This window comes from Stappia sp. ABD4_338, from assembly GCF_056312175.1.
In genome coordinates this window covers 3,667,171-3,689,781 of record NZ_CM149982.1, presented here as the reverse complement: position 1 = coordinate 3,689,781, position 22,611 = coordinate 3,667,171, and the positions used below count along the sequence as shown (strand labels likewise).

The 22,611-nt window shown below is 66.3% G+C and carries 23 protein-coding genes; 15 read left to right on the top strand and 8 right to left on the bottom strand.

Annotation, left to right across the window (positions count from 1 at the left end; genetic code table 11):
* Positions 1-10: 10 nt before the first annotated feature.
* The 6 genes from modA to ACYX4S_RS16550 form a co-directional block, all read right to left on the bottom strand.
* On the bottom strand, positions 11-817 hold the full coding sequence (modA, locus tag ACYX4S_RS16575; protein WP_476360995.1) for a molybdate ABC transporter substrate-binding protein: 807 nt from the start codon (positions 815-817) through the stop codon (positions 11-13).
* Positions 818-957: 140 nt separating this feature from the next.
* A complete protein-coding gene (locus tag ACYX4S_RS16570; RefSeq protein WP_293719309.1) occupies positions 958-1,332 on the bottom strand; it encodes a winged helix-turn-helix domain-containing protein in 375 nt (124 codons plus the stop codon).
* A gap of 171 nt (positions 1,333-1,503) precedes the next feature.
* The gene (locus ACYX4S_RS16565; protein ID WP_422067587.1) at positions 1,504-1,992 is read right to left on the bottom strand and encodes a DUF992 domain-containing protein; all 489 of its coding nucleotides are present in this window, start codon (positions 1,990-1,992) and stop codon (positions 1,504-1,506) included.
* A 129-nt stretch (positions 1,993-2,121) separates the two neighbouring features.
* Positions 2,122-2,766 carry a pyridoxamine 5'-phosphate oxidase gene (pdxH, locus tag ACYX4S_RS16560; protein ID WP_476360994.1) on the bottom strand — a complete coding sequence of 215 codons (645 nt, stop codon included), beginning with the start codon at positions 2,764-2,766 and terminating at the stop codon, positions 2,122-2,124.
* Positions 2,767-2,880: 114 nt separating this feature from the next.
* Positions 2,881-3,735: a universal stress protein gene (locus tag ACYX4S_RS16555; protein WP_476360993.1), complete on the bottom strand. Its 855-nt coding sequence runs from the start codon at positions 3,733-3,735 to the stop codon at positions 2,881-2,883.
* 28 nt (positions 3,736-3,763) lie between these two features.
* Complete coding sequence (locus ACYX4S_RS16550; protein ID WP_476360992.1) at positions 3,764-5,248, bottom strand: SulP family inorganic anion transporter; 1,485 nt, start codon at positions 5,246-5,248, stop codon at positions 3,764-3,766.
* 400 nt (positions 5,249-5,648) lie between these two features.
* Between ACYX4S_RS16550 and dnaK the strand changes: the two genes are divergently transcribed.
* From dnaK to ACYX4S_RS16535, 3 genes are all read left to right on the top strand, one after another.
* A complete protein-coding gene (gene dnaK / locus ACYX4S_RS16545; protein ID WP_476360991.1) occupies positions 5,649-7,574 on the top strand; it encodes a molecular chaperone DnaK in 1,926 nt (641 codons plus the stop codon).
* Between the two features lie 356 nt (positions 7,575-7,930).
* Positions 7,931-9,061: a molecular chaperone DnaJ gene (gene dnaJ, locus ACYX4S_RS16540; protein WP_293719342.1), complete on the top strand. Its 1,131-nt coding sequence runs from the start codon at positions 7,931-7,933 to the stop codon at positions 9,059-9,061.
* A gap of 68 nt (positions 9,062-9,129) precedes the next feature.
* Entirely contained in the window at positions 9,130-9,735 is a 606-nt protein-coding gene (locus tag ACYX4S_RS16535) for a class I SAM-dependent methyltransferase (RefSeq protein WP_476360990.1), read from the top strand.
* A gap of 18 nt (positions 9,736-9,753) precedes the next feature.
* Here ACYX4S_RS16535 and ACYX4S_RS16530 read toward each other — a convergent pair whose 3' ends face one another.
* Positions 9,754-10,206 carry an Lrp/AsnC family transcriptional regulator gene (locus tag ACYX4S_RS16530; RefSeq protein WP_476360989.1) on the bottom strand — a complete coding sequence of 151 codons (453 nt, stop codon included), beginning with the start codon at positions 10,204-10,206 and terminating at the stop codon, positions 9,754-9,756.
* Positions 10,207-10,342: 136 nt separating this feature from the next.
* Between ACYX4S_RS16530 and ACYX4S_RS16525 the strand changes: the two genes are divergently transcribed.
* Positions 10,343-11,548 (top strand): methionine gamma-lyase, encoded by a 1,206-nt coding sequence (locus tag ACYX4S_RS16525; RefSeq protein ID WP_476360988.1) that lies wholly within the window; start codon positions 10,343-10,345, stop codon positions 11,546-11,548.
* A 146-nt stretch (positions 11,549-11,694) separates the two neighbouring features.
* A complete protein-coding gene (locus tag ACYX4S_RS16520; RefSeq protein ID WP_422067594.1) occupies positions 11,695-14,097 on the top strand; it encodes a 1-deoxy-D-xylulose-5-phosphate synthase N-terminal domain-containing protein in 2,403 nt (800 codons plus the stop codon).
* 34 nt (positions 14,098-14,131) lie between these two features.
* Here ACYX4S_RS16520 and ACYX4S_RS16515 read toward each other — a convergent pair whose 3' ends face one another.
* Entirely contained in the window at positions 14,132-14,488 is a 357-nt protein-coding gene (locus tag ACYX4S_RS16515; RefSeq protein WP_476360987.1) for an MmcQ/YjbR family DNA-binding protein, read from the bottom strand.
* Positions 14,489-14,580: 92 nt separating this feature from the next.
* Here ACYX4S_RS16515 and ACYX4S_RS16510 point away from each other — a divergent pair, with 92 nt between their 5' ends.
* From ACYX4S_RS16510 to olsA, 10 genes are all read left to right on the top strand, one after another.
* Positions 14,581-15,162, top strand: a complete 582-nt coding sequence (locus tag ACYX4S_RS16510) for an NADPH-dependent FMN reductase (RefSeq protein ID WP_293719290.1) — start codon at positions 14,581-14,583, stop codon at positions 15,160-15,162.
* A gap of 107 nt (positions 15,163-15,269) precedes the next feature.
* Positions 15,270-15,827, top strand: coding sequence for an ATP-dependent protease subunit HslV (gene hslV / locus ACYX4S_RS16505; protein ID WP_293719288.1), 558 nt, complete (start codon positions 15,270-15,272; stop codon positions 15,825-15,827).
* The gene (locus ACYX4S_RS16500) at positions 15,817-16,923 is read left to right on the top strand and encodes a hypothetical protein (protein ID WP_476360986.1); all 1,107 of its coding nucleotides are present in this window, start codon (positions 15,817-15,819) and stop codon (positions 16,921-16,923) included. Before hslV ends, ACYX4S_RS16500 begins: the two co-directional genes overlap by 11 nt.
* Before the next feature lie 24 nt (positions 16,924-16,947).
* Positions 16,948-18,252: an ATP-dependent protease ATPase subunit HslU gene (gene hslU, locus ACYX4S_RS16495; RefSeq protein ID WP_422067597.1), complete on the top strand. Its 1,305-nt coding sequence runs from the start codon at positions 16,948-16,950 to the stop codon at positions 18,250-18,252.
* Between the two features lie 68 nt (positions 18,253-18,320).
* Positions 18,321-18,815, top strand: a complete 495-nt coding sequence (locus ACYX4S_RS16490; protein WP_422067598.1) for a universal stress protein — start codon at positions 18,321-18,323, stop codon at positions 18,813-18,815.
* A 217-nt stretch (positions 18,816-19,032) separates the two neighbouring features.
* Positions 19,033-19,587 (top strand): NifU family protein, encoded by a 555-nt coding sequence (locus ACYX4S_RS16485; RefSeq protein WP_293719280.1) that lies wholly within the window; start codon positions 19,033-19,035, stop codon positions 19,585-19,587.
* A gap of 206 nt (positions 19,588-19,793) precedes the next feature.
* Positions 19,794-20,483: a tRNA (adenosine(37)-N6)-threonylcarbamoyltransferase complex dimerization subunit type 1 TsaB gene (gene tsaB / locus ACYX4S_RS16480; protein WP_476360985.1), complete on the top strand. Its 690-nt coding sequence runs from the start codon at positions 19,794-19,796 to the stop codon at positions 20,481-20,483.
* Positions 20,480-20,980 (top strand): ribosomal protein S18-alanine N-acetyltransferase, encoded by a 501-nt coding sequence (rimI, locus tag ACYX4S_RS16475; protein WP_476360984.1) that lies wholly within the window; start codon positions 20,480-20,482, stop codon positions 20,978-20,980. Before tsaB ends, rimI begins: the two co-directional genes overlap by 4 nt.
* A 93-nt stretch (positions 20,981-21,073) precedes the next feature.
* Positions 21,074-21,541, top strand: coding sequence for a Fur family transcriptional regulator (locus ACYX4S_RS16470; RefSeq protein WP_293719274.1), 468 nt, complete (start codon positions 21,074-21,076; stop codon positions 21,539-21,541).
* Between the two features lie 3 nt (positions 21,542-21,544).
* Positions 21,545-22,501 (top strand): lyso-ornithine lipid O-acyltransferase, encoded by a 957-nt coding sequence (olsA, locus tag ACYX4S_RS16465; RefSeq protein ID WP_476360983.1) that lies wholly within the window; start codon positions 21,545-21,547, stop codon positions 22,499-22,501.
* Positions 22,502-22,611 lie beyond the last annotated feature (110 nt).

Here is a 22,611-nt window from a genome sequence, read left to right as displayed (position 1 = left end):
TTCAGCGCGATCAGTCCAGAATGACGAAACCCTGCCGCTCGAAGGCGGCGCGGGCCGTATCGCCGCTCAGAAAATCGAGCGCACGCTCCGCCGCAACCGAGGTTGCGGAGCCCGTCAGGGCCGCAGGATAGACGATCGGGGGGTGGCTGTCGGCGGGAAATGTTCCAACCACGGAGACGTCGTCTTCTGCCGAGGCATCCGTGGCATAGACAATGCCGTAGGGCGCTTCGCCGGTCGCGACCAGGGCAAGTGCCGCGCGAACGTTGTCCGCCTGGGCGACCTTCGCGGAAACGCTGTCCCAAAGACCCAGCGAAACGAGAGAGGCCTTGCCGTAGATCCCGGCGGGCACGGCCTCGACAAGCGCCATGGCGAGCCGTCCGGACCCGGAGGGATCTTCCGCGAGGAGACCGGCGAGGTCGAGATCCGGACCGATGGTGACCTTCTCCGCGTCCTTGCCATGGGCAACGAGAACGATCGAGTTGGCGAGAAGATCGCGCCGGGTGTCGGAGCGGATCAGGCCATCCCGCTCGAGCGTGTCCATCCATGAGGTGTTGGCGGAGATGAAGAGGTCGGCGGGGGCCCCCGCCTGGATTTGCCTTGCGAGCGCGGAACTGCCGGCCAGCGACACGACAAGCCTGTCTCCCGTCTCGGCGGCGAAGGCCGGCGCGATCTCGTCCATCGCCGTCTTGAGGCTCGCGGCGGCGAAGACGGTCACCTCCTCCGCATGCGCCACATTCGCGCCGGCCGGAACGACAACGGCAAGCGAGAGGGCTACGGCAAGACGGCGCAAACGGGTGAGGGCAAGTCTGGGAAACATGGCGGGACCTTCCGGATCGGCGATGGCCGCGGGGCGGACACCTGAGGGATTCGATATGTCTGCGTGGAAATATCGCCTCCGCACGCCCTGCGTGCAACCGTTATTTCCATTTGGATATATCGAGGGATGTCGATCCGGTCTCAGGTATCGTGGTCGGCTGACGGTCCGGCGAGTGCGCGCAGGCTTGCGATCTCCTCCGCTCCGGCGGCGCATGCCTTCGCCTCCAGACTGCGATAGAGCTCGCGAACCCGTTCTCCGGTCTCGGTCAGCCGGGCGCCGCCGCCTGCCGCTCCCCCGCGCGAACTGCTCACGAGAGGACTGGAGAACTGGGTGTTGAGAGCGTCCACCAGCGTCCAGGCGCGCTTGTAGCTCATGCCCATGCGGCGTCCCGCGGCGGCGATCGATCCGGTTTCGGCGATGCCGTCGAGCAGGTCCGCCTTGCCGGGACCGAAGGCGGCGTCCGGCTCGAAGACGAGCCTCAGGCGCACGCCGATCATCGTGTTCGCGCTTGTCATGAAGGTTTGGTAGCGCCGGTCGCCTCTCCTGTCACCTTTTCCCTCAGGGGGTGGCAGGGTCACGGAAAGAGGCCGGCAGCCCGGGGGGAGAGGCTGCCGGCCTGGCGCGTGTGCGCGGTCGCTGGGAGAGGGGAGCTTGCAGGCCCGGCGAGGGCGCGCCGCGCGGGAGGATCAGGGAAGCGCCTTCAGCGTGAGCGACGTGACGCCGAGCGTCAGGTTGGTGCCCGTCTGCGATTCCACGCTCAGCGGGTTCAGCGCGATGGACTTGTCGAGGCCACCCAGAAGCGCGTTGGCCTTGAGGCCGGCCCCGAGGCTGGCGCCGGCCGTAACTCCGGCATAGGTGCCTTCAAGGGCTCCCGGGGCGGTGTCGGCGGCCGGAGCGAGAACGCCCCAGACGAGCGTTCCGCTGCCCAGCGTTCCGATGTCGAGGCCATACTCGCTGCTCTTGCCGCGATAGACCGTCGGCGGGCCGCCCCGCGCCGGCTGGAAGGTGCAGCTCAGGGAATTCGTGGAACCGACGATGAAGCTCGACTCGTCCTGCACGGCACAGGTCAGCTTGCCGATCTCGACGCCCGGCGTCGAGTTCTGGGCGACGGCGAACGGTGCCGACGCGACAAGGGCGAGAAGGGCTGTTCCTGCGATGGAAACGGTGCGGCGCATGAAATCCTCCGCTACTGGCGGCCGCAGGAAGCAGCGGCCGCGTCATGGGTTCGCACAGTCAACGCGCCTGCCCGGATTTGGTTGCAACGAAGAAGTCGGCAGGCGGATTCTTTTTTCGGACGTCGCGCGTCAGGGATAGAAGCGGTCTGTCGCCCAGGAGCCCTCCGGCTGTGCACGACGGAAGATGTGCCGGTCGTGCAGGCGGAACGGGCGGTCCATCCAGAACTCGATGTAGACCGGCCTGATGCGATAGCCGGTCCAGTGCGGCGGGCGCGGCACTTCGCCGAACCCGAAGCGCGCGGCCTCGCGGGCCACCGCCTTTTCCAGCGCGAAGCGGCTCTCGAGCGGGCGGGACTGCTGGCTTGCCCAGGCCCCGATGCGGCTGTCACGCGGACGCGATGCGAAATAGGCATCCGCTTCCGCCTCGCTGACGAACTCGACCGGCCCCCGGAACCGGACCTGACGACGCAGGGACTTCCAGTGCAGAACGCCCGCGGCCTGCATGTTCTCGGACAGTTCGCCGCCCTTCTGCGACTGGGTGTTGGTGTAGAAGACGAAGCCGCGCTCGTCGTATTCCTTCATCAGCACCATGCGCACGTCGGGAAGGCCGTCGCTTCCCGACGTGGCGATCGCCATGGCGTTTGGGTCGTTCGGCTCCTTCTTCTGCGCGAGCGCGAGCCATTCACCGAAAATCGCGAAGGGGTCGCCGGCGGCGACCCGTGCCTCGAGGTCCTCGGGGCTGTCGGTGGCGGAAGGTCCTGTGTCGACGGTCATCTCTGCCTCGTGGAATCGTGAGACGTCCGGCGGGTGCCGGAGTGGAAGGGGTGCCGCAGGTTATACCGCGACCGCCCGCCGTTTCCATCCGTCGATGCGCCTTGCCGCGCGCGCTCAGCGCAGCAGCAGCACCGGGACCTTGCAGGAGCGCACCATTTCCGTCGTGGTCGAGCCGATGATCAGCGAGCGGATACGCGAGTGCCCGTAGGCGCCCATGACCAGAAGGTCGATACCCTCGTCCTCGACGACACGGGCAATCGCGGTTTCCGGCTGACCTGCCACCACATCGACGCGCGGTGTGTGACCGCCCGCGGCCAGCGTCTCCGCCGCGCGCTGCAGGCGCGCGCGCGTCTCGCCGGTGTCGGCGCCAACCGTGAGGAGGTGGATCTCGAGGCCGGCAAAGACCTTGCTGCGGGCCGCGTGGTCCACCGCCTTGAGGCTGCTGGGGCCACCGTCGAAGGCGATCAGCACGCGCTTGATCGGGCGGAACGCCCGCGCCGCCACATACACGGGCTTGCGCGCCGCGCGCACCACGCGTTCCAGGTTCGATCCCAGATGCATACGGGCGAAGTCGGCCGCCTCGCCGCGTTTGCCCAGAACGACCGCTTCCGCGTCCGCCTCGCTCTCCTCGAGCGTGTCGACGATATCCCCGGTGCGCAGCTTGGTGGACACGTCGCGCGCGCCCGCCTCCGCGAGCCGGGCTCCGGCGTCTTCCAGGATTGCGCGGCCGCGTGTGGTGGCAACCTTGGCCATCTGCTCGTCGAGCTCGGAAAGCTCCTTCAGCAGCGTCGTGCGCGCTCCAAGGGCGATGCTGCCGGAGAGATTGGCGGCCCCGCCCTCGGCCTGTCTGCGGCCAATGACGTGCAGCAGCTCGATGGCCGCCTCCTCGCGTTCCGCGATCCAGGCGGCGAGGTCGCACACGCTGTGCGAATAGAGCGATCCGTCCACGAGGGCGACGAGTTTGCGCATGATCTGTCCTTTCCCGGCCGCAGTCGGATCAGTGGCCCATCAGGCGCTCAAGCGCGCCCGGCTTGTCGTGGATGGCGAGCTTGTCGACGATGGTCTCGCTGGCACTGTTGAAACCGACGATCTCCACATTCGCGCCCTCGCGGCGGAATTTGAGCACCACGGTGTCCAGGGCCGCAACCGCCGAAATATCCCACACGTGGGCGCGGCTGACGTCGATAGTCACATTGTCCAGCACTTCCTTGAAATCGAAGGAGGAGAGGAACGCTTCCGCCGAGGCGAAGAACACCTGGCCCTCCACCCGGTAGATCCGCAGCCGCCCGTCGGCGGACAGCTCGGAGGTCACGCGGAAGATCTGGGCGATCTTGGCGGCGAAGAAGATGCCCGACAGCAGCACGCCGATCAGCACGCCGATGGCCAGGTTGTGCGTGGCAAGCACGCCGGCGACGGTGGCGAGCATCACAACGGAGGAAGAGCGCGGGTGATCCCTCAGGGACTTGATCGAGGACCAGCTGAACGTGCCGATGGACACCATGATCATGATCGCGACCAGGGCGGGCATGGGAATGCGGGCGACCCAGTCGCCGAGCGCGACGATCAGGACGAGCAGGATCGCGCCGGCGGCAAAGGTCGAAAGCCGCCCGCGTCCGCCGGATTTCACGTTGATCATCGACTGGCCGATCATCGCGCAGCCGGCCATGCCGCCGATGAAGCCGGAGGCGATGTTCGCGACGCCCTGGCCGACGCACTCCTGGTTCTTGTCGCTGGGGGTGTCGGTGAGGTCGTCGACGATCGCCGCCGTCATCAGCGATTCCAGCAGGCCGACCGTCGCCACCGCCGCCGAATAGGGAAAGATGATCGTCAGCGTCTCGAGGTTCAGCGGAATGTCGGGGATCAGGAATACCGGCAGCGTGTCCGGCAGTTCGCCCATGTCGCCCACGGTGCGCACGTCGATGCCGAGCGCGAGCGTGACGGCCGTCAGCACCAGGATGCAGATAAGCGGCGAGGGCACCGCGGTGGTGAGCCGCGGGAAGAGGTAGATGATGGCGAGGCCGGCGGCGACCATGACGTAGGTCACCGGCGGAACGTCGATGAGTTCGGGCAACTGCGCCATGAAGATCAGAATGGCGAGAGCGTTGACGAAGCCGGTCATCACCGAGCGGGACACGAAGCGCATGAGCGCGCCCAGCCGCGCGTAGCCGGCACCGATCTGCAGGATACCCGCGAGCACGCTGGCGGCCAGAAGGTACTGGAGGCCGTGATCGCGCACCAGCGTGACCATCAGAACGGCGGTCGCGGCGGTCGCGGCGGAGATCATGCCCGGCCGGCCGCCGACGAAAGCCGTCACGACGGCGATGCAGAACGACGCGTAGAGCCCGACCTTCGGGTCGACCCCGGCGATGATCGAAAAGGCGATGGCCTCGGGAATGAGGGCGAGGGCGACGACGAGGCCGGCGAGCACGTCGCGGCGGACGTTGCCGGTCCACTCGGCGCGATAGGCGGACATTCTGAACATGGGGATCGTGCGGGCTCTTTGTGGTCTTGGGGTCTGGCCGCTCTGGGCTCGTGCGGTCGGGGCCGGAACCGCCGCGCCGGAAGGCGCGACCTGACCGGCCTCGGGCGGGCGCAGGCGATGGCCAGGGACCGCGCGACCGCAGGGAATTGCGGGCTTCGATAGCCCTATTCCTGCTGCAATGCAATATCGCGGGGGCGTTCGACCGGGACATGCCGTCGCCTGCCAGCCTTGCGGCGCGCGACGGCCCCACTTATATACCGATCACGTCAAGTCGCCGGGTCGTCTCGCGATGCGGCCGTGCCAGCCGCGGCGGACCCCGACACTCTCAGGACGTTTCGAGAATAGGAGCCGGTCCGATGCCTCAACGGGTCCGACCGGTTTGCTGGAAAGGAAGGACAAAATGGCAAAGGTCATCGGTATCGACCTCGGCACGACGAATTCGTGCATCGCCGTCATGGACGGCAAGAACCCCAAGGTTGTCGAGAATTCAGAGGGCGCGCGCACCACGCCCTCGATGGTCGCCTTCAACGACGACGGCGAGCGGCTCGTCGGCCAGCCGGCCAAGCGCCAGGCGGTGACGAACCCGACCGGAACCCTCTTCGCGGTGAAGCGCCTCATCGGCCGCCGCTACGAGGACCCGACGGTCGCCAAGGACAAGGATCTGGTGCCCTACTCGATCGTCAAGGCCGACAATGGCGACGCCTGGGTCGAGGCGGAAGGCGAGAAGTACTCGCCCTCGCAGGTCTCCGCGTTCATCCTGCAGAAGATGAAGGAGACGGCGGAGAGCTATCTCGGCGAGAAGGTTGAGCAGGCCGTCATCACGGTTCCCGCCTACTTCAACGACGCCCAGCGTCAGGCCACCAAGGATGCCGGCAAGATCGCCGGTCTCGAGGTGCTGCGTATCATCAACGAGCCGACCGCGGCTGCGCTCGCCTACGGCCTCGACAAGAACGACGGCAAGACCATCGCCGTTTACGACCTTGGCGGCGGCACCTTCGACGTGTCGATCCTGGAGATCGGCGACGGCGTCTTCGAGGTGAAGTCGACCAATGGCGACACGTTCCTCGGCGGCGAGGACTTCGACATGCGCCTGGTGGATTACCTGGCGGCCGAGTTCAAGAAGGATCAGGGCATCGACCTGAAGGGTGACAAGCTTGCCCTGCAGCGCCTCAAGGAAGCGGCCGAGAAGGCGAAGATCGAGCTGTCGTCCTCGTCGCAGACCGAGATCAACCTGCCCTTCATCACCGCCGACGCCTCCGGGCCGAAGCACATGACGATGAAGCTGACCCGCGCCAAGTTCGAGAGCCTGGTCGAGGATCTCGTCAACCGCACCATCGAGCCGTGCAAGGCGGCCCTCAAGGATGCGGGCATCGCGGCCGGCCAGGTGGACGAGGTTGTTCTCGTCGGCGGCATGACCCGTATGCCGAAGATCCAGGAGGTGGTCTCCACCTTCTTCGGCAAGGAGCCGCACAAGGGCGTGAACCCGGACGAGGTCGTGGCCATGGGCGCGGCGATCCAGGCCGGCGTGCTGCAGGGTGACGTGAAGGACGTCCTGCTGCTCGACGTCACGCCGCTGTCGCTGGGCATCGAGACGCTGGGTGGCGTGTTCACCCGTCTGATCGACCGCAACACGACGATCCCGACGAAGAAGAGCCAGACCTTCTCCACCGCCGAGGATAACCAGACCGCGGTGACGATCCGCGTGTTCCAGGGCGAGCGCGAGATGGCGGCCGACAACAAGATGCTTGGCCAGTTCGATCTCGTCGGCATCCCGCCGGCACCGCGCGGCGTGCCGCAGGTCGAGGTGACCTTCGACATCGACGCCAACGGCATCGTCAACGTGTCGGCCAAGGACAAGGGCACGGGCAAGGAGCAGCAGATCCGCATCCAGGCCTCTGGCGGTCTGTCCGACGCCGACATCGAGAAGATGGTCAAGGACGCTGAAGCCCACGCGGACGACGACAAGAAGCGCAAGGAGCTTGTCGAGGCCCGCAACCAGGGTGAGGCGCTTGTCCATTCGACCGAGAAGTCGCTGAGCGACTACGGCGACAAGGTCTCGGCCGAGGACAAGGGAGCCATCGAGCAGGCGCTCGAGGCGCTCAAGTCCGCGCTCGGAACCGAGGACCTCGAGGACATCAAGGCCAAGACGCAGGCTCTGGCCGAGATCTCCATGAAGCTCGGCGAGGCCATGTACAAGGCCGCCCAGTCCGAGGAGGAAGGCGCGGCGTCGGAGGAGGGCGAGCAGCCCAAGGCCGATGACGATGTGGTCGATGCCGACTTCGAGGAAGTCCGCGACGACGACGACAACGACAAGAAGTCGGCCTGACGCGAATGAACGAAGGGCCGCGGTCTGACCCGGAAACGGGCAGGGCCGCGGCCCTTCTCGCGTCTGCCGGAGGGGCGGGCACGTCCGGGCGCGGCCATCGCGCCTGCGGGGTGCCGCCGCGACGCGTCGCCAGGAAACGGTGGCGCGCCTTTGGCGGGGCGGCGGAGACGTCCGGGAAGGCATGACGGCACGCACGATACGACGACGCCGGGCGCTCGGCGCCGTATCGGGGCCGGGCATGTCGCGCATCATGCGATATGCCGCATGAGGGTGCGCTTCTGGCCGGACACGGGACAAGACGCCGGGGGCAGGACGGTGAGCACGCCGCCCGCAGGCGAAAGGTGATGGGCGGTTCCATGGAAAAGCGCGACTTTTACGAAGTGCTCGGCGTCTCGCGGGACGCGGACGAAAAGGAACTCAAGAGCGCCTACCGCAAGCTCGCGATGAAGTACCACCCGGATCGCAATCCGGGCGACGGGGACGCGGAGACCCGCTTCAAGGAAGTCAGCGAAGCCTATGACACGCTGAAGGACGGGCAGAAGCGCGCGGCCTACGACCGCTTCGGTCATGCGGCCTTCGAGAACGGCGGCATGGGCGCGCGCGGCGGCGGTCATCCGGGGGATTTCGCCTCCGCCATGTCCGACATCTTCGACGAGTTCTTCGGCATGGGCGGCGGGCGCAGGTCGGGCGGCCGCGACCGGGGCGCCGATCTTCGCTACAATCTCGAAATCTCGCTTGAGGAAGCCTACACGGGCAAGACCGTCGAGATCGTGGTTCCGACCTCGGTGTCCTGCGAGGCCTGCTCGGGCTCGGGAGCCAAGCCCGGCACATCGCCCACCACCTGTCGCACCTGCGGTGGCTCGGGACGTGTGCGTGCCGCACAGGGGTTCTTCACGCTCGAGCGCACCTGCGCGGCCTGTCAGGGGCGTGGCGAGGTCATCAGCGATCCTTGCGAGAGCTGTTCGGGAACCGGCCGCAAGACCATCAATCGCACCCTGTCGGTGAACATTCCCGCAGGCATCGAGGACGGCACCCGCATCCGCCTCGGCGGTGAGGGGGAGGCGGGACTGCGCGGCGGTCCCTCCGGCGACCTTTACATCTTCCTGTCGATCCGGCCTCACGCCTTCTTCCAGCGCGATGGCGCCGATCTCTACTGTCGCGTGCCGATCTCGATGACCACGGCGGCGCTTGGTGGGCAGTTCGAGGTGCCGTCTCTCGGGGGCGAGATGACGCGGGTCAAGGTTCCCGAGGGTACGCAGGCCGGAAAGCAGTTCCGTCTGCGCGGCAAGGGCATGCCGGTGATGCGCTCGCAGCATCACGGAGACATCTACATCCAGGTGACCGTCGAGACCCCCACGAACCTGACCAAGCGCCAGCGTGAGCTTCTGGCCGAGTTCGAGGGCGAATCCTCCAAGGAAACCCACCCGGAGTCACACGGGTTCTTTTCCAAGGTGAAGGATTTTATCGATAATCTGGGACAGGGCTGAGGCTGTCGCCTTGAATTCGCCATGCCGGGCATCAAGTCTGGACGAAACCGGAAAAGGGGCATGTGCCCATGCTTGATATGTCGGCGCGCAAGGTGAAGGGTTTCAAGGAGAAGCTCGCGGACGAGGTGCGCTTCATCCGAAACTGGGCGGAAAATCCGCTGACCACCGGTGCCGTAAGCCCCTCCGGACCCGATCTCACCCGACGTATGGCGAGTTATCTCGAGCCCGAGCGTCCGGGGAAGATTCTGGAGATCGGCCCCGGCACGGGTGTCGTCACCCGCGCCATCCTCGAACGAGACATCGCGCCGGCTCGTGTCGTGGCGCTGGAGTACAACGACAGCTTCTGTCAGCTCCTGCGACGTCGCTATCCCGACATGCAGATCGTGTGCGGCGATGCCTACAAGCTGCGTGACACCCTGGCCGACATGCCCGACGCGTCCCTGTCGGGCATCGTGTCCTCGATGCCGCTGTTTTCGCGACCGAAGGAGGAACGTCGCGCACTGCTGATGCAGGCGTTCGAACTGTTGCCTGCGGGCGCCCCCTTCATCCAGTTTTCCTACGCGCTGGTTCCCCCGATCCCGCCGGAGCCCGACCTGTTCACCGTGCAGCGTTCGGGATGGATCCTGAAGAACCTGCCGCCCGCGCGGGTCTGGGTGTACCGCCGGTGCGGCTGAGCCGGCATCTCACGCACCTCACCCGGGCAGAACCGTCGAGCGCTTGATTTCGCCGAAGGCGAAGCTTGAATCGAGCGAGGCGATGCCCGGCAGCTTGTGCACCCGCCTGCGCATGAATGTCTCGTAGTCGGCCAGCGATGCGACCACCACCTTGAGCAGGTAGTCCCGGTCGCCGGCCAGCAGATAGCATTCCATGATCTCGTCGATACGTGCCACCGCCTGTTCGAAGGCGGCGACGATCTCCTCCGTGTGCGGACTGAGCTTCACCTGCAGGAAGACCGTCACGGGCAGCCCGTAGGCCTCGTGGTCCACGATCGCCGCGTAGCCGGAAATCACGCCCGTGCTTTCCAGGTTTCGCACGCGTCTCAGGCAGGGCGAGGGGGAAAGCCCCACCTTCTCGGACAGCTCCTGGATTGTCTGGCGCCCGTCGGCTTGCAGTGCGCGCAGGATTTTGCGGTCGAGATCGTCCATCGTTCGGCCTGCTTCTGGCAGTATCTGCCAATATTGAGGTTATACGAGCCGATTTTTGCCGAAAACCTGCGTTTGGACAATCCTATCCTGCGCGTGAAGAGGGCGTATTCGCCCCGGACCGCATCTGGAGGACATCATGATTCGCAATCGTGCCGCAGGCTTCGCCACCCGCGCCATTCATCATGGCTATGACCCGCTTGCCAACGAGGGCGCGCTGACGCCGCCCGTGCACATGACCTCCACCTTCGTCTTCGAGACTGCCGGGGCGGGTGGGGAGATGTTCGCCGGCGATCGCGCCGGGCACGTCTACAGCCGTATCTCGAATCCGACGGTGGAACTTCTCGAGGCGCGCATGGCCGCGCTCGAGGAAGGGGAGGCGGCCCTGGGGTTCGCCTCGGGCATGGGGGCGATCACGGCGGTGCTGTGGACGTTTCTCTCGCCCGGCGACGAGATCCTCGTCGACGAGACGCTGTACGGCTGCACCTTCGCCTTCTTCCATCACGGGCTGGCACGTTTCGGCGTGACGGTAACCCACGTGGACATGCGCGATCCGGCAAATGTGAAAGCCGGGATCACGGAGAAGACCCGGGTCGTCTATTTCGAGACGCCGGCAAATCCCAACATGCGTCTCGTCGACATCGAGGCGGTTGCCGCAATCGCCCGCAAGGCCGGTGTACGCACGGTGGTCGACAACACCTACGCGACACCGGTTCTGACGCGGCCCCTCGCGCTCGGCGCGGATATCGTCGTCCACTCGGCGACGAAGTACCTCGGCGGCCATGGCGATCTGGTCGCCGGCATTGCCGTGGGTTCTGGCGCGGACATGCAGGCGGTGCGACTTGTCGGGCTGAAGGACATGACGGGCGCCGTCATGGCCCCGCTGACCGCTCACCTCGTGCTGCGCGGGCTGAAGACGCTGGAACTGCGCATGGAGCGGCATTGCGCCAGCGCGGGGGCCATCGCGGAACAGCTTGAGGCCCATCCCGCCGTCGCGACCGTTCACTATCCCGGCCTCGCGTCCTTTCCCCAGCATGACCTGGCAGCGCGTCAGATGCCGGGCTTCGGCGGGATGATCGCCTTCGAGCTCGCGGGGGGGAGAAAAGCCGGAATTGCGTTCCTCGACGGTCTCGATCTCGTCGCGCGTGCCGTCAGCCTTGGCGATGCCGAGACGCTGGCACAGCATCCGGCGAGCATGACCCATTCCACCTACACGGCGGAGGAAAGGGCACGTCACGGCATTTCCAACGGGCTGGTGCGTCTGTCCGTCGGTCTCGAGAGCCTTCAGGACATTTCGGACGATATCGCGGGCGCCCTGGATCGTCTTGCGCGTCGCGCTGCCTGACGTTTGCGTCGGGTGGTATTTTTCGCGAGAGTTGCGCGAACGGGGAGAAAAATTCCGGGATCTGTATTCCCGCCCTCCTGAAATCGACCAAATATTGCCCGGATGCGCCCGTTAGGGTCGGGCGCATCCGCAACTATCGGGAGGAAATGGCAGTGTCCATGGACGCAGCGCGCAAGGCCCAGCTCAAGGCCGTCGAGAAGAAGTTGCTCTGGCTTGCCTGCTGGACGGTCCACAATGCCAATCATCTGCGTGAAAAGGCGGATGCGTTGAAGGTCGGCGGCCATCAGGCCTCCTGTGCCTCGATGGTCTCGATCATGACCGCGCTCTACTATGCCACGCTGCGTCCGCAGGACCGCGTGGCGGTCAAGCCGCATGCCTCGCCGCTGTTTCATGCCATGCAGTATCTCGCGGGCCTCCAGACCCGGGAGAAGCTTGAGGCGTTCCGCGCCTATGGCGGTGCGCAGTCCTATCCCAGCCGTACCAAGGACATCGACGACGTGGACTTCTCCACCGGTTCGGTGGGGCTCGGGGTCGCGATCACGGCCTTCTCGTCCATGGTGCAGGATTATATTTCCGCGCACAGCTTCAATCCCGATCTCGCCGAGGGACGCATGGTGGCGCTGGTCGGTGATGCCGAGCTCGACGAGGGCAATGTCTACGAGGCGCTTCAGGAAGGCTGGAAGCACGATCTGCGCAACACCTGGTGGGTGATCGACTACAACCGCCAAAGCCTCGACGGCGTCGTCCGCGAGGGGCTGGCCGGGCGTATCGAGGCGATCTTCGGCGCCTTCGGCTGGGATGTGGTGCGCATCAAGCACGGCGCGCTGCAGCGCGAGGCCTTTGCCGAGCCGGGTGGCGAACGGCTGCGCGAGTGGATCGACACCTGCCCCAATGCGCTCTATTCCGCCCTGACATTCCAGGGCGGTGCCGCGTGGCGCAAGCGCCTGCAGGACGACATCGGCGACCAGGGGGACGTCAGCGCATTGATCGGGCGCCGGTCCGATGAGCAGTTGCAGGAGCTCATGACCAATCTCGGCGGCCATTGCGTCGAGACGCTGAGCGAGGTTTTCGCCGAACAGGCCCTGCATGATCGTCCGGTGGCCTTCGTGGCCTACACGATCAAGGGCTGGAACACGCCGCTCGCGGGCCACAAGGACAACCACGCGGGCCTGATGACCCCGACGCAGATGGATGGCTTCCGCAAGGCCATGGGCGTGCGTGAGGGGCATGAGTGGGACCCGGCGGAAGGTCTCGACATCGGTGAGGCGGAGTTCTCGCGCTTCATATCGCAGACGCCCTTCTTCGCCGCGGGCGCGCGCCGGCACAGCGCGGCCCGGATCCCGGCGCCGGGAGCGATTTTCCTCGACGACAAGGTGCTGTCCACCCAGGCCGGTTTCGGCAAGATTCTCGACCACCTGGCGAAGTCCGACGATCCCCTGGCCGAGCGCATCGTCACCACCTCGCCGGACGTGACGGTGTCCACCAATCTCGGCCCCTGGGTTAACCGGCGCGGCCTGTTCGCCCGCGACGCGGTCGCCGACACCTTCCGAGACGAGCGCATTCCCTCGACGCAGAAGTGGGGTTTCTCTCCGGAAGGCCAGCACATCGAACTCGGCATCGCGGAGATGAACCTGTTCCTGCTGCTGGGAGCGGCGGGCCTGTCGCATTCGCTGTTCGGCGAGCGGCTGATCCCGATCGGCACGCTTTACGACCCCTTCATTTCGCGCGGCCTCGATGCACTGAACTATGCCTGCTACCAGGACGCCCGTTTCATGGTGGTGGGGACGCCGTCCGGTGTGACGCTCGCTCCCGAAGGCGGGGCCCACCAGTCGGTCGGCACGCCGCTCATCGGCATGAGCCAGGACGGTCTCGCCTCCTTCGAGCCGTGCTGGCTGGACGAGCTTTCGGTCATCATGGATTGGAGCTTCGACTACCTTCAGCGTGACGGGGATGCCGTTCATGACGAGCGCACCTGGCTGCGCGACGAGACCGGCGGTTCGGTCTATCTGCGCCTGTCGACACGGGCGATCGAGCAGCCGATGCGCCGCGAGGACGAGGCGTTTCGCCGGGGGGTCATCGACGGCGCCTATTGGCTGCGCGAACCGGGTCCGAACTGCGAGGTCGTGATCGCCTACCAGGGCGTGGTCGGACCGGAGGCCATCGAGGCGGCGGGCCGTATCGGCGGGGACCGGCGCGACATCGGCGTTCTCGCCGTGACGTCCGCCGATCGCCTGAACGCCGGATGGCACGCGGCCATGCGGATGCGCAAGCGCGGCGCGCGCGGTGCCATGAGCCATATCGAGCGGCTGCTGTCCGGGCTTCCCGCCCACTGCACGCTCATCACCGTGCTGGACGGCCACCCGGCGACGCTTGGCTGGCTCGGTTCCGTGTGCGGCCATCGCACGGCGGCGCTTGGCGTCGAGCATTTCGGACAGACCGGCACGATTGCCGACCTGCACCATCATTTCGGGATCGATTCCGATGCCATCGTCGCGGCGGCGTCGGAGCTGGCGCCGGGCCGCCCGGTCCGTCTGGTGAATCCGATCTGACGCGGGCACGCGAGCGCGTCCGGGCAGGGGCCGTTCAGGCGAGCCCCAGTTCGGCGCGCCTGGCCCGCGTGAGCCGGCTCGCCACAAGCCGGTGCGCCTCGGCGATATGGACGGCGAGATCCTCCTCGTCGAGCGTCGAGGCGTCTCGGACCTGCACCCAGGATGCCCGCGCCAGATAGGGGGCGGGCACCACTCCGGGCAGGTCGGTCAGGATGCGGAAGCTGAGTTCGGAGCACTTGAACGATACGGCATCGCGCTGACCCTCGCCCCAGTTCGAGCAGATCGCGAAGATCTTGCCGCCAACCTTCCATACCGATGCCCCGCCCCATTGCACCACATGGGTGGTGGAGGTGAGTTCCGCGCAAATCTTGTCGAACTTCTCTCTGGTCATTGCGTTCCGTACGTGCTGGGCTTTCTGCCGGGCCGCACCCTCCTCGCGTCCGGCAGTTTCCGGCGCAGGTGCAACGTCAAGAAAGGAACGCCATGAAAGACGTTCGGATTCTCGTTCTCTCCGGTTCGATTCGCGCCGGGTCCTACAACACCCAGCTTGCCGGCCTGGTGGCCAAGCATGCGGCGCTTGCCGATGCCAGGGTGACCCAGATTTCCCTCGCCGATTATCCCATGCCGATTTTCGACCAGGATCTGGAAAAGGAAAAGGGCCTTCCCGAGGCCGCCCGCAAGCTCAAGGCCCAGTTCCAGCGCCACAACGGCGTCTTCATCGCCTCGCCGGAATACAACACCGCCGTGACGCCGCTGCTGAAGAACACGCTCGACTGGGTGTCGCGTCAGTCGGAGCAGGGCGAGGCGCCGGCCTCCGCCTTCAAGGACAGGGTTTTCGCGCTTGGCGCGGCATCTCCTGGCGCGCTTGGCGGGATGCGGGGGCTGATGGGCTTGCGCACGATCATGGAAATCGGCCTTGGCGCGCTCGTCATCCCCGACATGATCACCGTGCCCGCGGCCGGGTCGGCCTTTGACGAGCACGGCGAACTCACCAACGAGCGTGCCTCGAAGATGCTGCAGACGATGGTGCGCCGGCTGATCGACGAAATTCGCCTGCGGGACTGAAGGCGCGACATCCCGGCTGTTTGCATTCGCCGCCATGCCCCTTACATAGGCCCTCTGGAGATGCCGGCGCGTTCCCCGCGCCGGTCGCTACGAGAAACGAGGCGAGGATGCACGCGCAGGACGACCCCACCGGCTGGCACGGAACCACCATCCTGAGCGTCCGCAAGGGCGGCAAGGTGGTGATCGCCGGCGACGGGCAGGTTTCGCTCGGCCAGACGGTTATCAAGAGCACGGCACGCAAGGTGCGCCCGCTGGCGAAAGGCGACGTCATCGCCGGCTTCGCGGGCGCGACCGCCGATGCCTTTACCCTGTTCGAGCGCCTTGAAGCCAAGCTCGAGCAGTATCCGGGCCAGCTCATGCGTGCCTGCGTGGAACTGGCCAAGGACTGGCGCACGGACCGTTACCTGCGCCGGCTCGAGGCGATGATGCTGGTCGCCGACAAGTCCGTTTCCCTGGTGCTGACGGGAACCGGTGACGTTCTGGAGCCGGAAGGCGGTGTCATGGGCATCGGCTCGGGTGGCAACTACGCGCTGTCGGCCGCGCGCGCGCTCGCCGACACGGAGCTTTCCGCCGAGGAGATTGCCCGCAAGGCGATGGCGATCGCCGCCGACATTTGCGTCTATACGAACGGGAACCTGACGGTCGAGACGCTTGATGCCGACTGAGGCCATCCTTTCACGCGATGTTGCGCCGCTTGACCGGACGCGGCTCGCGCGGGCCGTGGATGCGGGTATCCTGTCCGCTGGTCAGGCCGAGGAACTGGCAGTCTTCTGGGAGGCGCCCGACAACGCGGGCGCTGCGGCGGCGGAACACCACGCCGTTGACACCTTGCGCCATGTGGACGCCGAGGAAGTGCGGTTCGCGCGTGGCTTCCACGACATTTTCATCACCATCGGCATCCTGGTGCTCCTGTTCGGACTTGGCGCGGCATTGCGGGGGGCGGATCCCTTCTGGTTCGCCGCCGGAACGATCGCGGCCGCGATCTGGGTGCTGTCGGAGGTGTTCGCGCGGCGGATGCGGTTGGCGCTGCCGTCCTTCGTCCTTTCCGTGACATTCGCCCCGACGTTTCTCTTTGCAGCCATCGGGCTTGCAAGCGGGGCGCCCGGGCTTGGAGGAGCGCTTTCACAGGAGCCGGCATCGCCGCTCATGCTGGTGCCTGCGTTCGTGGGCTTTGCCGGCGGTGCCCTGCACTACTGGCGTTTCCGCGTTCCAGTGGGGACGGCCGTCGTGGCCGGAACGCTGGTGTTTCTGGCTGCCGTCTTCGTCGAGGCGGCCCTGCCGGGAGTTTTTCACAGCAACCCGGTCTGGTTCTGGCTTGGCGGTGGCTTGGCCTGCTTTGCGCTGGCCATGTACTACGACGCGCGCGACAGGGAGCGCGTGACGGTTGCCAGCGACAAGGCGTTCTGGCTGCATCTTCTGGCTGCGCCGATGATCGTCCATTCGCTGATGAGCCTGATGCCGGCGAACACCACCGTGTTGTCGGCGGGCCTGATGATCGCCGGTTTTCTCGTGCTGGCGCTGGTGGCGCTCGTCGTCGACCGGCGCGCGCTGCTCGTCTCCGGACTGGGCTATTTCGGATATGCGGTCGGCCGTCTTCTGGCGGAGACAGCGGCGTCCGAAGAGACCGTTCTGGCTCTTACCATGGTGCTGCTCGGCGGCTTCATTCTCGTTCTCGGATCCGCTTGGTCGCATGTGCGCCGGCGGATCGCACGACCGTTCGCGATCGGGCCGGTGGCCCGCTGCGTTCCGGCATTCGATTAGCTTCATCGAGGGAAAGACACGCTCATGACCACACTCTCTCCCCGCGAGATCGTCTCTGAACTGGACCGGCACATCATCGGCCAGAAGGACGCCAAGCGCGCCGTCGCCATCGCGCTGCGCAACCGCTGGCGCCGCCAGCAGCTCGATGAAGGGCTGCGCGAGGAGGTGATGCCGAAGAACATCCTCATGATCGGACCGACCGGCGTGGGCAAGACCGAGATTTCACGCCGTCTGGCGAAACTGGCCAATGCGCCCTTCGTCAAGGTCGAGGCGACCAAGTTCACGGAAGTCGGCTATGTCGGCCGCGATGTGGACCAGATCGTCCGCGATCTCGTCGAGGCCGGCATTGCACTGGTGCGCACGGCCAAGCGCAAGTCGGTGGAGGCCAAGGCGCACCTTCAGGCCGAGGAGCGGGTTCTCGACGCACTCGTGGGCAAGAATGCCAGCCCTTCGACCCGCGACAGTTTCCGCACGAAGCTGCGTGCGGGCGAACTGGACGACCGCGAGATCGAGATCCAGGTGAAGGCGCAGCCGCAGATGCCGGGCTTCGAGATCCCGGGCATGCCGGGCGGCAGCGTCGGTGTGATGAATCTCTCCGACATGCTGGGCAAGGCGCTGGGCGGACAGACCAAGCCGCGCCGCATCAGCGTGAGCGAAAGCTATCAGGTCCTCATCGAGCAGGAGGCGGATGCCCTTCTCGACGAGGACAAGGTGATCGAGGAAGCCATCCATCTGGTGGAGAACTCCGGCATCGTCTTCCTGGACGAGGTCGACAAGATCTGCGCGCGGGGCGAACGCTCCGGCGGGGACGTCTCGCGCGAGGGCGTGCAGCGTGACCTGCTGCCGCTGATCGAGGGGACGGTCGTTTCGACCAAGCACGGACCGGTCAAAACCGACCACGTGCTCTTCATCGCCTCGGGCGCCTTCCACGTCGCCAAGCCCTCCGATCTCCTGCCGGAGCTCCAGGGGCGCCTTCCGATCCGTGTCGAACTGAAGGCGCTTACCAGGGACGATTTCCGCGCCATCCTCACCGATACGGAAGCGAGCCTCATCAAGCAGTATGTGGCGCTGATGAAGACGGAAGGGGTGGAACTTACGTTCACCGAGGACGCGATCGAGGAACTCGCCACCATCGCCGTCGATCTTAATTCGACGGTGGAGAACATCGGTGCCCGCCGCCTGCAGACGGTGATGGAACGCGTTCTCGACGAGATTTCCTACACCGCTCCGGATCTCGGCGAGAAAGCGGTGGTGATCGATGGCGCCTATGTGCGCGAGAACATCGGCGAACTCGCGAAGAATATCGATCTGTCGCGTTTCATTCTCTAGGGAGGCGGTGCCTCCCGCCCCGTGCGATGCCGCTTGCAGCACTGCCGGGGCGGTGGCAGCATTGATCCATGGTAGCTATCCGAAAGAGCTTCGAGGACGGTCACAAGCGAAAGTTCCTCGTCGTCGTCGACGACACGAGCGAATGCGACCGCGCCATTTTCTACGCAGCCAAACGTGCCGAGCGCACGGGTGGAACGGTGGTCTTGCTCTATGTCGTCGCGCCCGGCGACTTCCAGCACTGGATAGGCGTCGAGGACATCATGCGCGCCGAGGCGCATGAGGAAGCCTCGACGCATCTCTCGCGCGCAGCGGACAGGGTGCGCGCGGTCGCGCGTACCGAGCCCGAGCAGACCGTGCGGGAGGGAAATCGCTCGGAGGAAATCCTCGCCCTCATCGAGGAAGACGCCGACATCGCCATCCTCGTGCTGGCCGCCGGCAGCGACACGGAGGGGCCGGGGCCCCTCGTGACCGCGATCGCCGGCAAGGGCGCCGGCAGTTTCCCGATCCCCGTGACCATCGTGCCCGGCACGCTCGACGACGAATCGATCGCCGCCCTGGCCTGACCCCTCCATCGTTCCCGCGGGCGGCGCCTTCCCTGCGGAAATCTTCAGTCTGGAATAATTCCAATCTGGTCTCGGAGGCCCGAGAGCCCTATAATGGGGCCAACAAGCGACCGCAACGCGGGGCATCCGCGTTCGCTTCCCTTAGGCGCTCGGCTCAAACCTGGGCCGAGCCTGCCGCGAACGACGACGGCGGATGCCGTCAACGAGGATGACGATCATGTTCATTCAGACAGAAGCCACGCCGAATCCGGCGACGCTGAAGTTCCTTCCCGGGCGCATCGTGCTGTCCGAGGGGACGATGGATTTCCGCAAGGCGGAGGATGCCAGCACATCGCCGCTTGCCGAGAAGCTCTTCTCCGTCGAGGGGATCGAGGGCATCTTCTTCGGCCACGACTTCATTTCCGTCACCAAGGGCGACGTGGACTGGCAGCATATCAAGCCGGCCGTGCTCGGCGCGATCATGGAACACTTCATGTCCGGCCAGCCGGTCATGGCAACGGCGGGCGGCGAGACCGGTGACGAGGAGTTCTTCGAGGATGCCGACGGCGAGACCGTCGAGACCATCAAGGAGCTGATCGAGACGCGCGTGCGCCCGGCGGTTGCCCAGGATGGCGGCGACATCACCTTCCGCGGGTTCCGCGACGGGGTCGTCTATCTGTCCATGCGCGGGGCCTGCTCGGGGTGCCCCTCGTCCACGGCGACGCTGAAGCACGGTATCCAGAACCTCCTGCGCCATTTCGTGCCCGAGGTGGAGGAAGTCCGCGCGATGTAAGCGTGACGAGGTTGCTCATCGCGACAAGGCCCGGCCCGTGAGCCGGGCCTTTTTCGTTCCGCCGCCCGGTGGACGCGAACGGTTTCGCCTTGCCGTGCGGTGCCGGCTCGATTAAGGGCAGGTTTCTCCCGTTGGGCCCGCGTGGCCGCCACCTCTGGTCATTTGGTCTCATCGACGGCCGTGCCGCGAACTGGTTTTCTTCTCTCATGCGCCTGCTAGCCATAGATACCGCCTTGGAGGCCTGTTCCGTTGCCGTTCTGGATGGCGAGGGAGAGGCCGCGCGCCTTACGTGCGCGAGCGAGCTGCTCGGGCGTGGTCATGCCGAGCGGCTGATGGGGATGATCGGCGAGGTGATGGCCGAGGCCGGAACCGTGTTCTCCTCCCTCGACCGGATCGTCGTCACTACCGGTCCGGGCAGCTTCACCGGGCTTCGCGTCGGGCTCTCCGCCGCGCGCGGGATTGCGCTTGTAGTCCGCGCGCCGGCTGTCGGTGTCACCACGCTCGCGGCCATGGCCGAACAGGCCCGCACCCTTGAGACGCTGTCCGCGAACCAGTCTCTGCATGTCGTCCTGGCCGCGAAGGGCGGCGAGGTCTATGCGCAGTCGTTCTCGGGCGACGGCCAGCCCCTGGCGGCTCCCGGCGTGGAAACGGCGGCGGGGCTTGCCGCGCGGCTTGCGCCTGGAGACCGGATCTTCGGCAGCGGCGCGACCGCGGTTCTTGCCTGCGCCGATCCGGCGAATCCGCCTATCGTGCTCGGAGAGACGGGGTATCCCGATATAGCTGCGGTTGCCCGCCTCGGCGCGCGCGCGGACAGCGACACGGCCCGGCCCGAGCCGGTCTACCTGCGTCCGCCCGATGCCCGTCCCGCCGTTCGCGACGAGAGGCTGCTGGCATGATCCCGTGGTGGTTTTCCACGCCCGAGCCGGTGATCGAGGAAGCCGTTTCGGACGACTTCGACGCGCTTGCCGACCTGCATGAGCGCGCCTTTCCCATCGGCTGGTCGGCGGACGAGATTTCGCGGCTGGCGGCACAGCCGGGCGTAACCGTTCTCAAGGCACGACGTGCGAGCTACTTCGGGACACGTGCGCCGCTCGGCTTCGTCATCGTGCGGGTGGCGGCCGACGAGGGGGAGATCCTCACCATTGCCGTGGAGCCGCGCCAGCGCGGCCGGGGGATCGGCGGCCGGCTCATGCGGGCCGTGCTGCATCGCCTGTATGGCGAGCGGGTCGCCTCGCTCTTTCTCGAGGTGGACGCAGCGAACGACGCGGCCCTTGCTCTCTATCGCCGTCTCGGATTTCGCAAGGTCGGCGAACGCAAGGCCTATTACCAGGCAAGCGAAGGGGATGGCGGCGCGCTTGTCATGCGTGTCGATCTGGCGTATCGGCTTGGCTGACAACCGCCCGAACCGCCGCGTGGCGCGGGCCGTCCGGTGTCCTTGCGGCGTGCCGGGCCGCCTCGTCGAGGTGTCAAGAGGAGGACAGGCGCGATGACCGACACCGGCTCTCCCCGGCAGCGCGAGCGCGCGACGGGCGGAACGTCGTCGCTCGAGGAACAGTGCATTGCCAAGGGCATGCGCATGACCGAGCAGCGCCGCATCATCGCCGGCGTGATCGAGGGTGCGAGCGACCATCCGGACGTCGAGGAACTCTACCGCCGGGCGGTCGAGCAGGATCCGCGCATCTCCATTTCCACCGTCTATCGCACCGTGAAGCTCTTCGAGGATGCCGGCATCATCGAGCGTCACGATTTTCGCGATGGCCGGGCCCGCTACGAGACCGTTCCGGACGAGCATCACGACCATCTCATCGACCTGAAGAGCGGGCGTGTGATCGAGTTCCGAAACGAGGAGATCGAGCGGCTTCAGGAGGCGATCGCGCGCAAGCTCGGCTTCCGCCTCGTCGACCACCGGCTCGAGCTTTACGGCGTGCCCCTGTCTCCCCCGGACAGGGAGTAGGCAATGCCCGGCGCGGTGTCCCGGGTCCGCGCGACCCTGGTTCTGGGTGCTCTGACGGTGGTGACCCTGCCCCTTATTCCCGTTCAGTGGCTTGCCATGAAGACGGGCGGGCCTGTGCGCCGCTACCTGCCGGTCGTATGGCATCGCATTGCCTGCGCGCTGGTCGGCATTCGCGTGCGCGAGGTTGGCCGGCAGGCCGCCGGGCGGCCCTTGCTCATCACCGCCAACCATGTCTCGTGGATGGACATCACGGTGCTCGGCAGTCGTGCCCCGCTGTCTTTCGTCGCCAAGTCCGAGGTGGCGAACTGGCCGGTTTTCGGTCTTTTCGCCAAGCTGCAGCGCTCCGTCTTCGTCGATCGGCAGCGCCGCAGCGCAACCGCGCGCACCGCCGAGGAACTGGGCGGGCGCCTTGCCGGCGGCGATGCCATGGTGCTCTTCGCGGAAGGAACCTCGAACAGCGGCAACGAGGTGCTTCCCTTCCGCTCCGCCCTCATCGGCGCCGCCCGTCATGCGGTTGCCGGAGAGACGGGCGAGATGTGGATCCAGCCGCTTGCAATCGCCTACACCCACTTGCACGGCCTGCCCATGGGCCGGCAGTTCCGTCCGCATGTGGCCTGGTACGGCGACATGGAAATGGTCCCGCATTTCATGAATGTGGTACGTCAGGGTGGTGTCGATGTGACCGTGGTCTGGGGCGAACCCGTCCGGGTTAAGGCAAGTGCCGACCGCAAGGCGCTTACGCGTCTTCTCGAGGAAAGCGTCCGCTCCATGGCGGCCGAGGCGGTGACGGGGCGTGACCGGATGCCACCCGTCGAGGCGCTTGCGCCGTCCGGAGCCGAGTCTGAAGATACGGCTGGCGTGTCCGATGGCGAAGAGGACGCGGCAGATCCGCAACGCACTGAGCGGGAATCGCCTGACGGCGGTGCGCCTGCTATTCTCAAGAGCGCCGAAATCCGCTAAGGCGGGCGCTGATTTTCAGGACAGGCCGGGCGACAGTGACAGGTTGCCGCCGTCCGTGGACGCGCCGTGATCGGCGCGAGGCTCACCGAACAGGCCGCGGGCAGGATGCC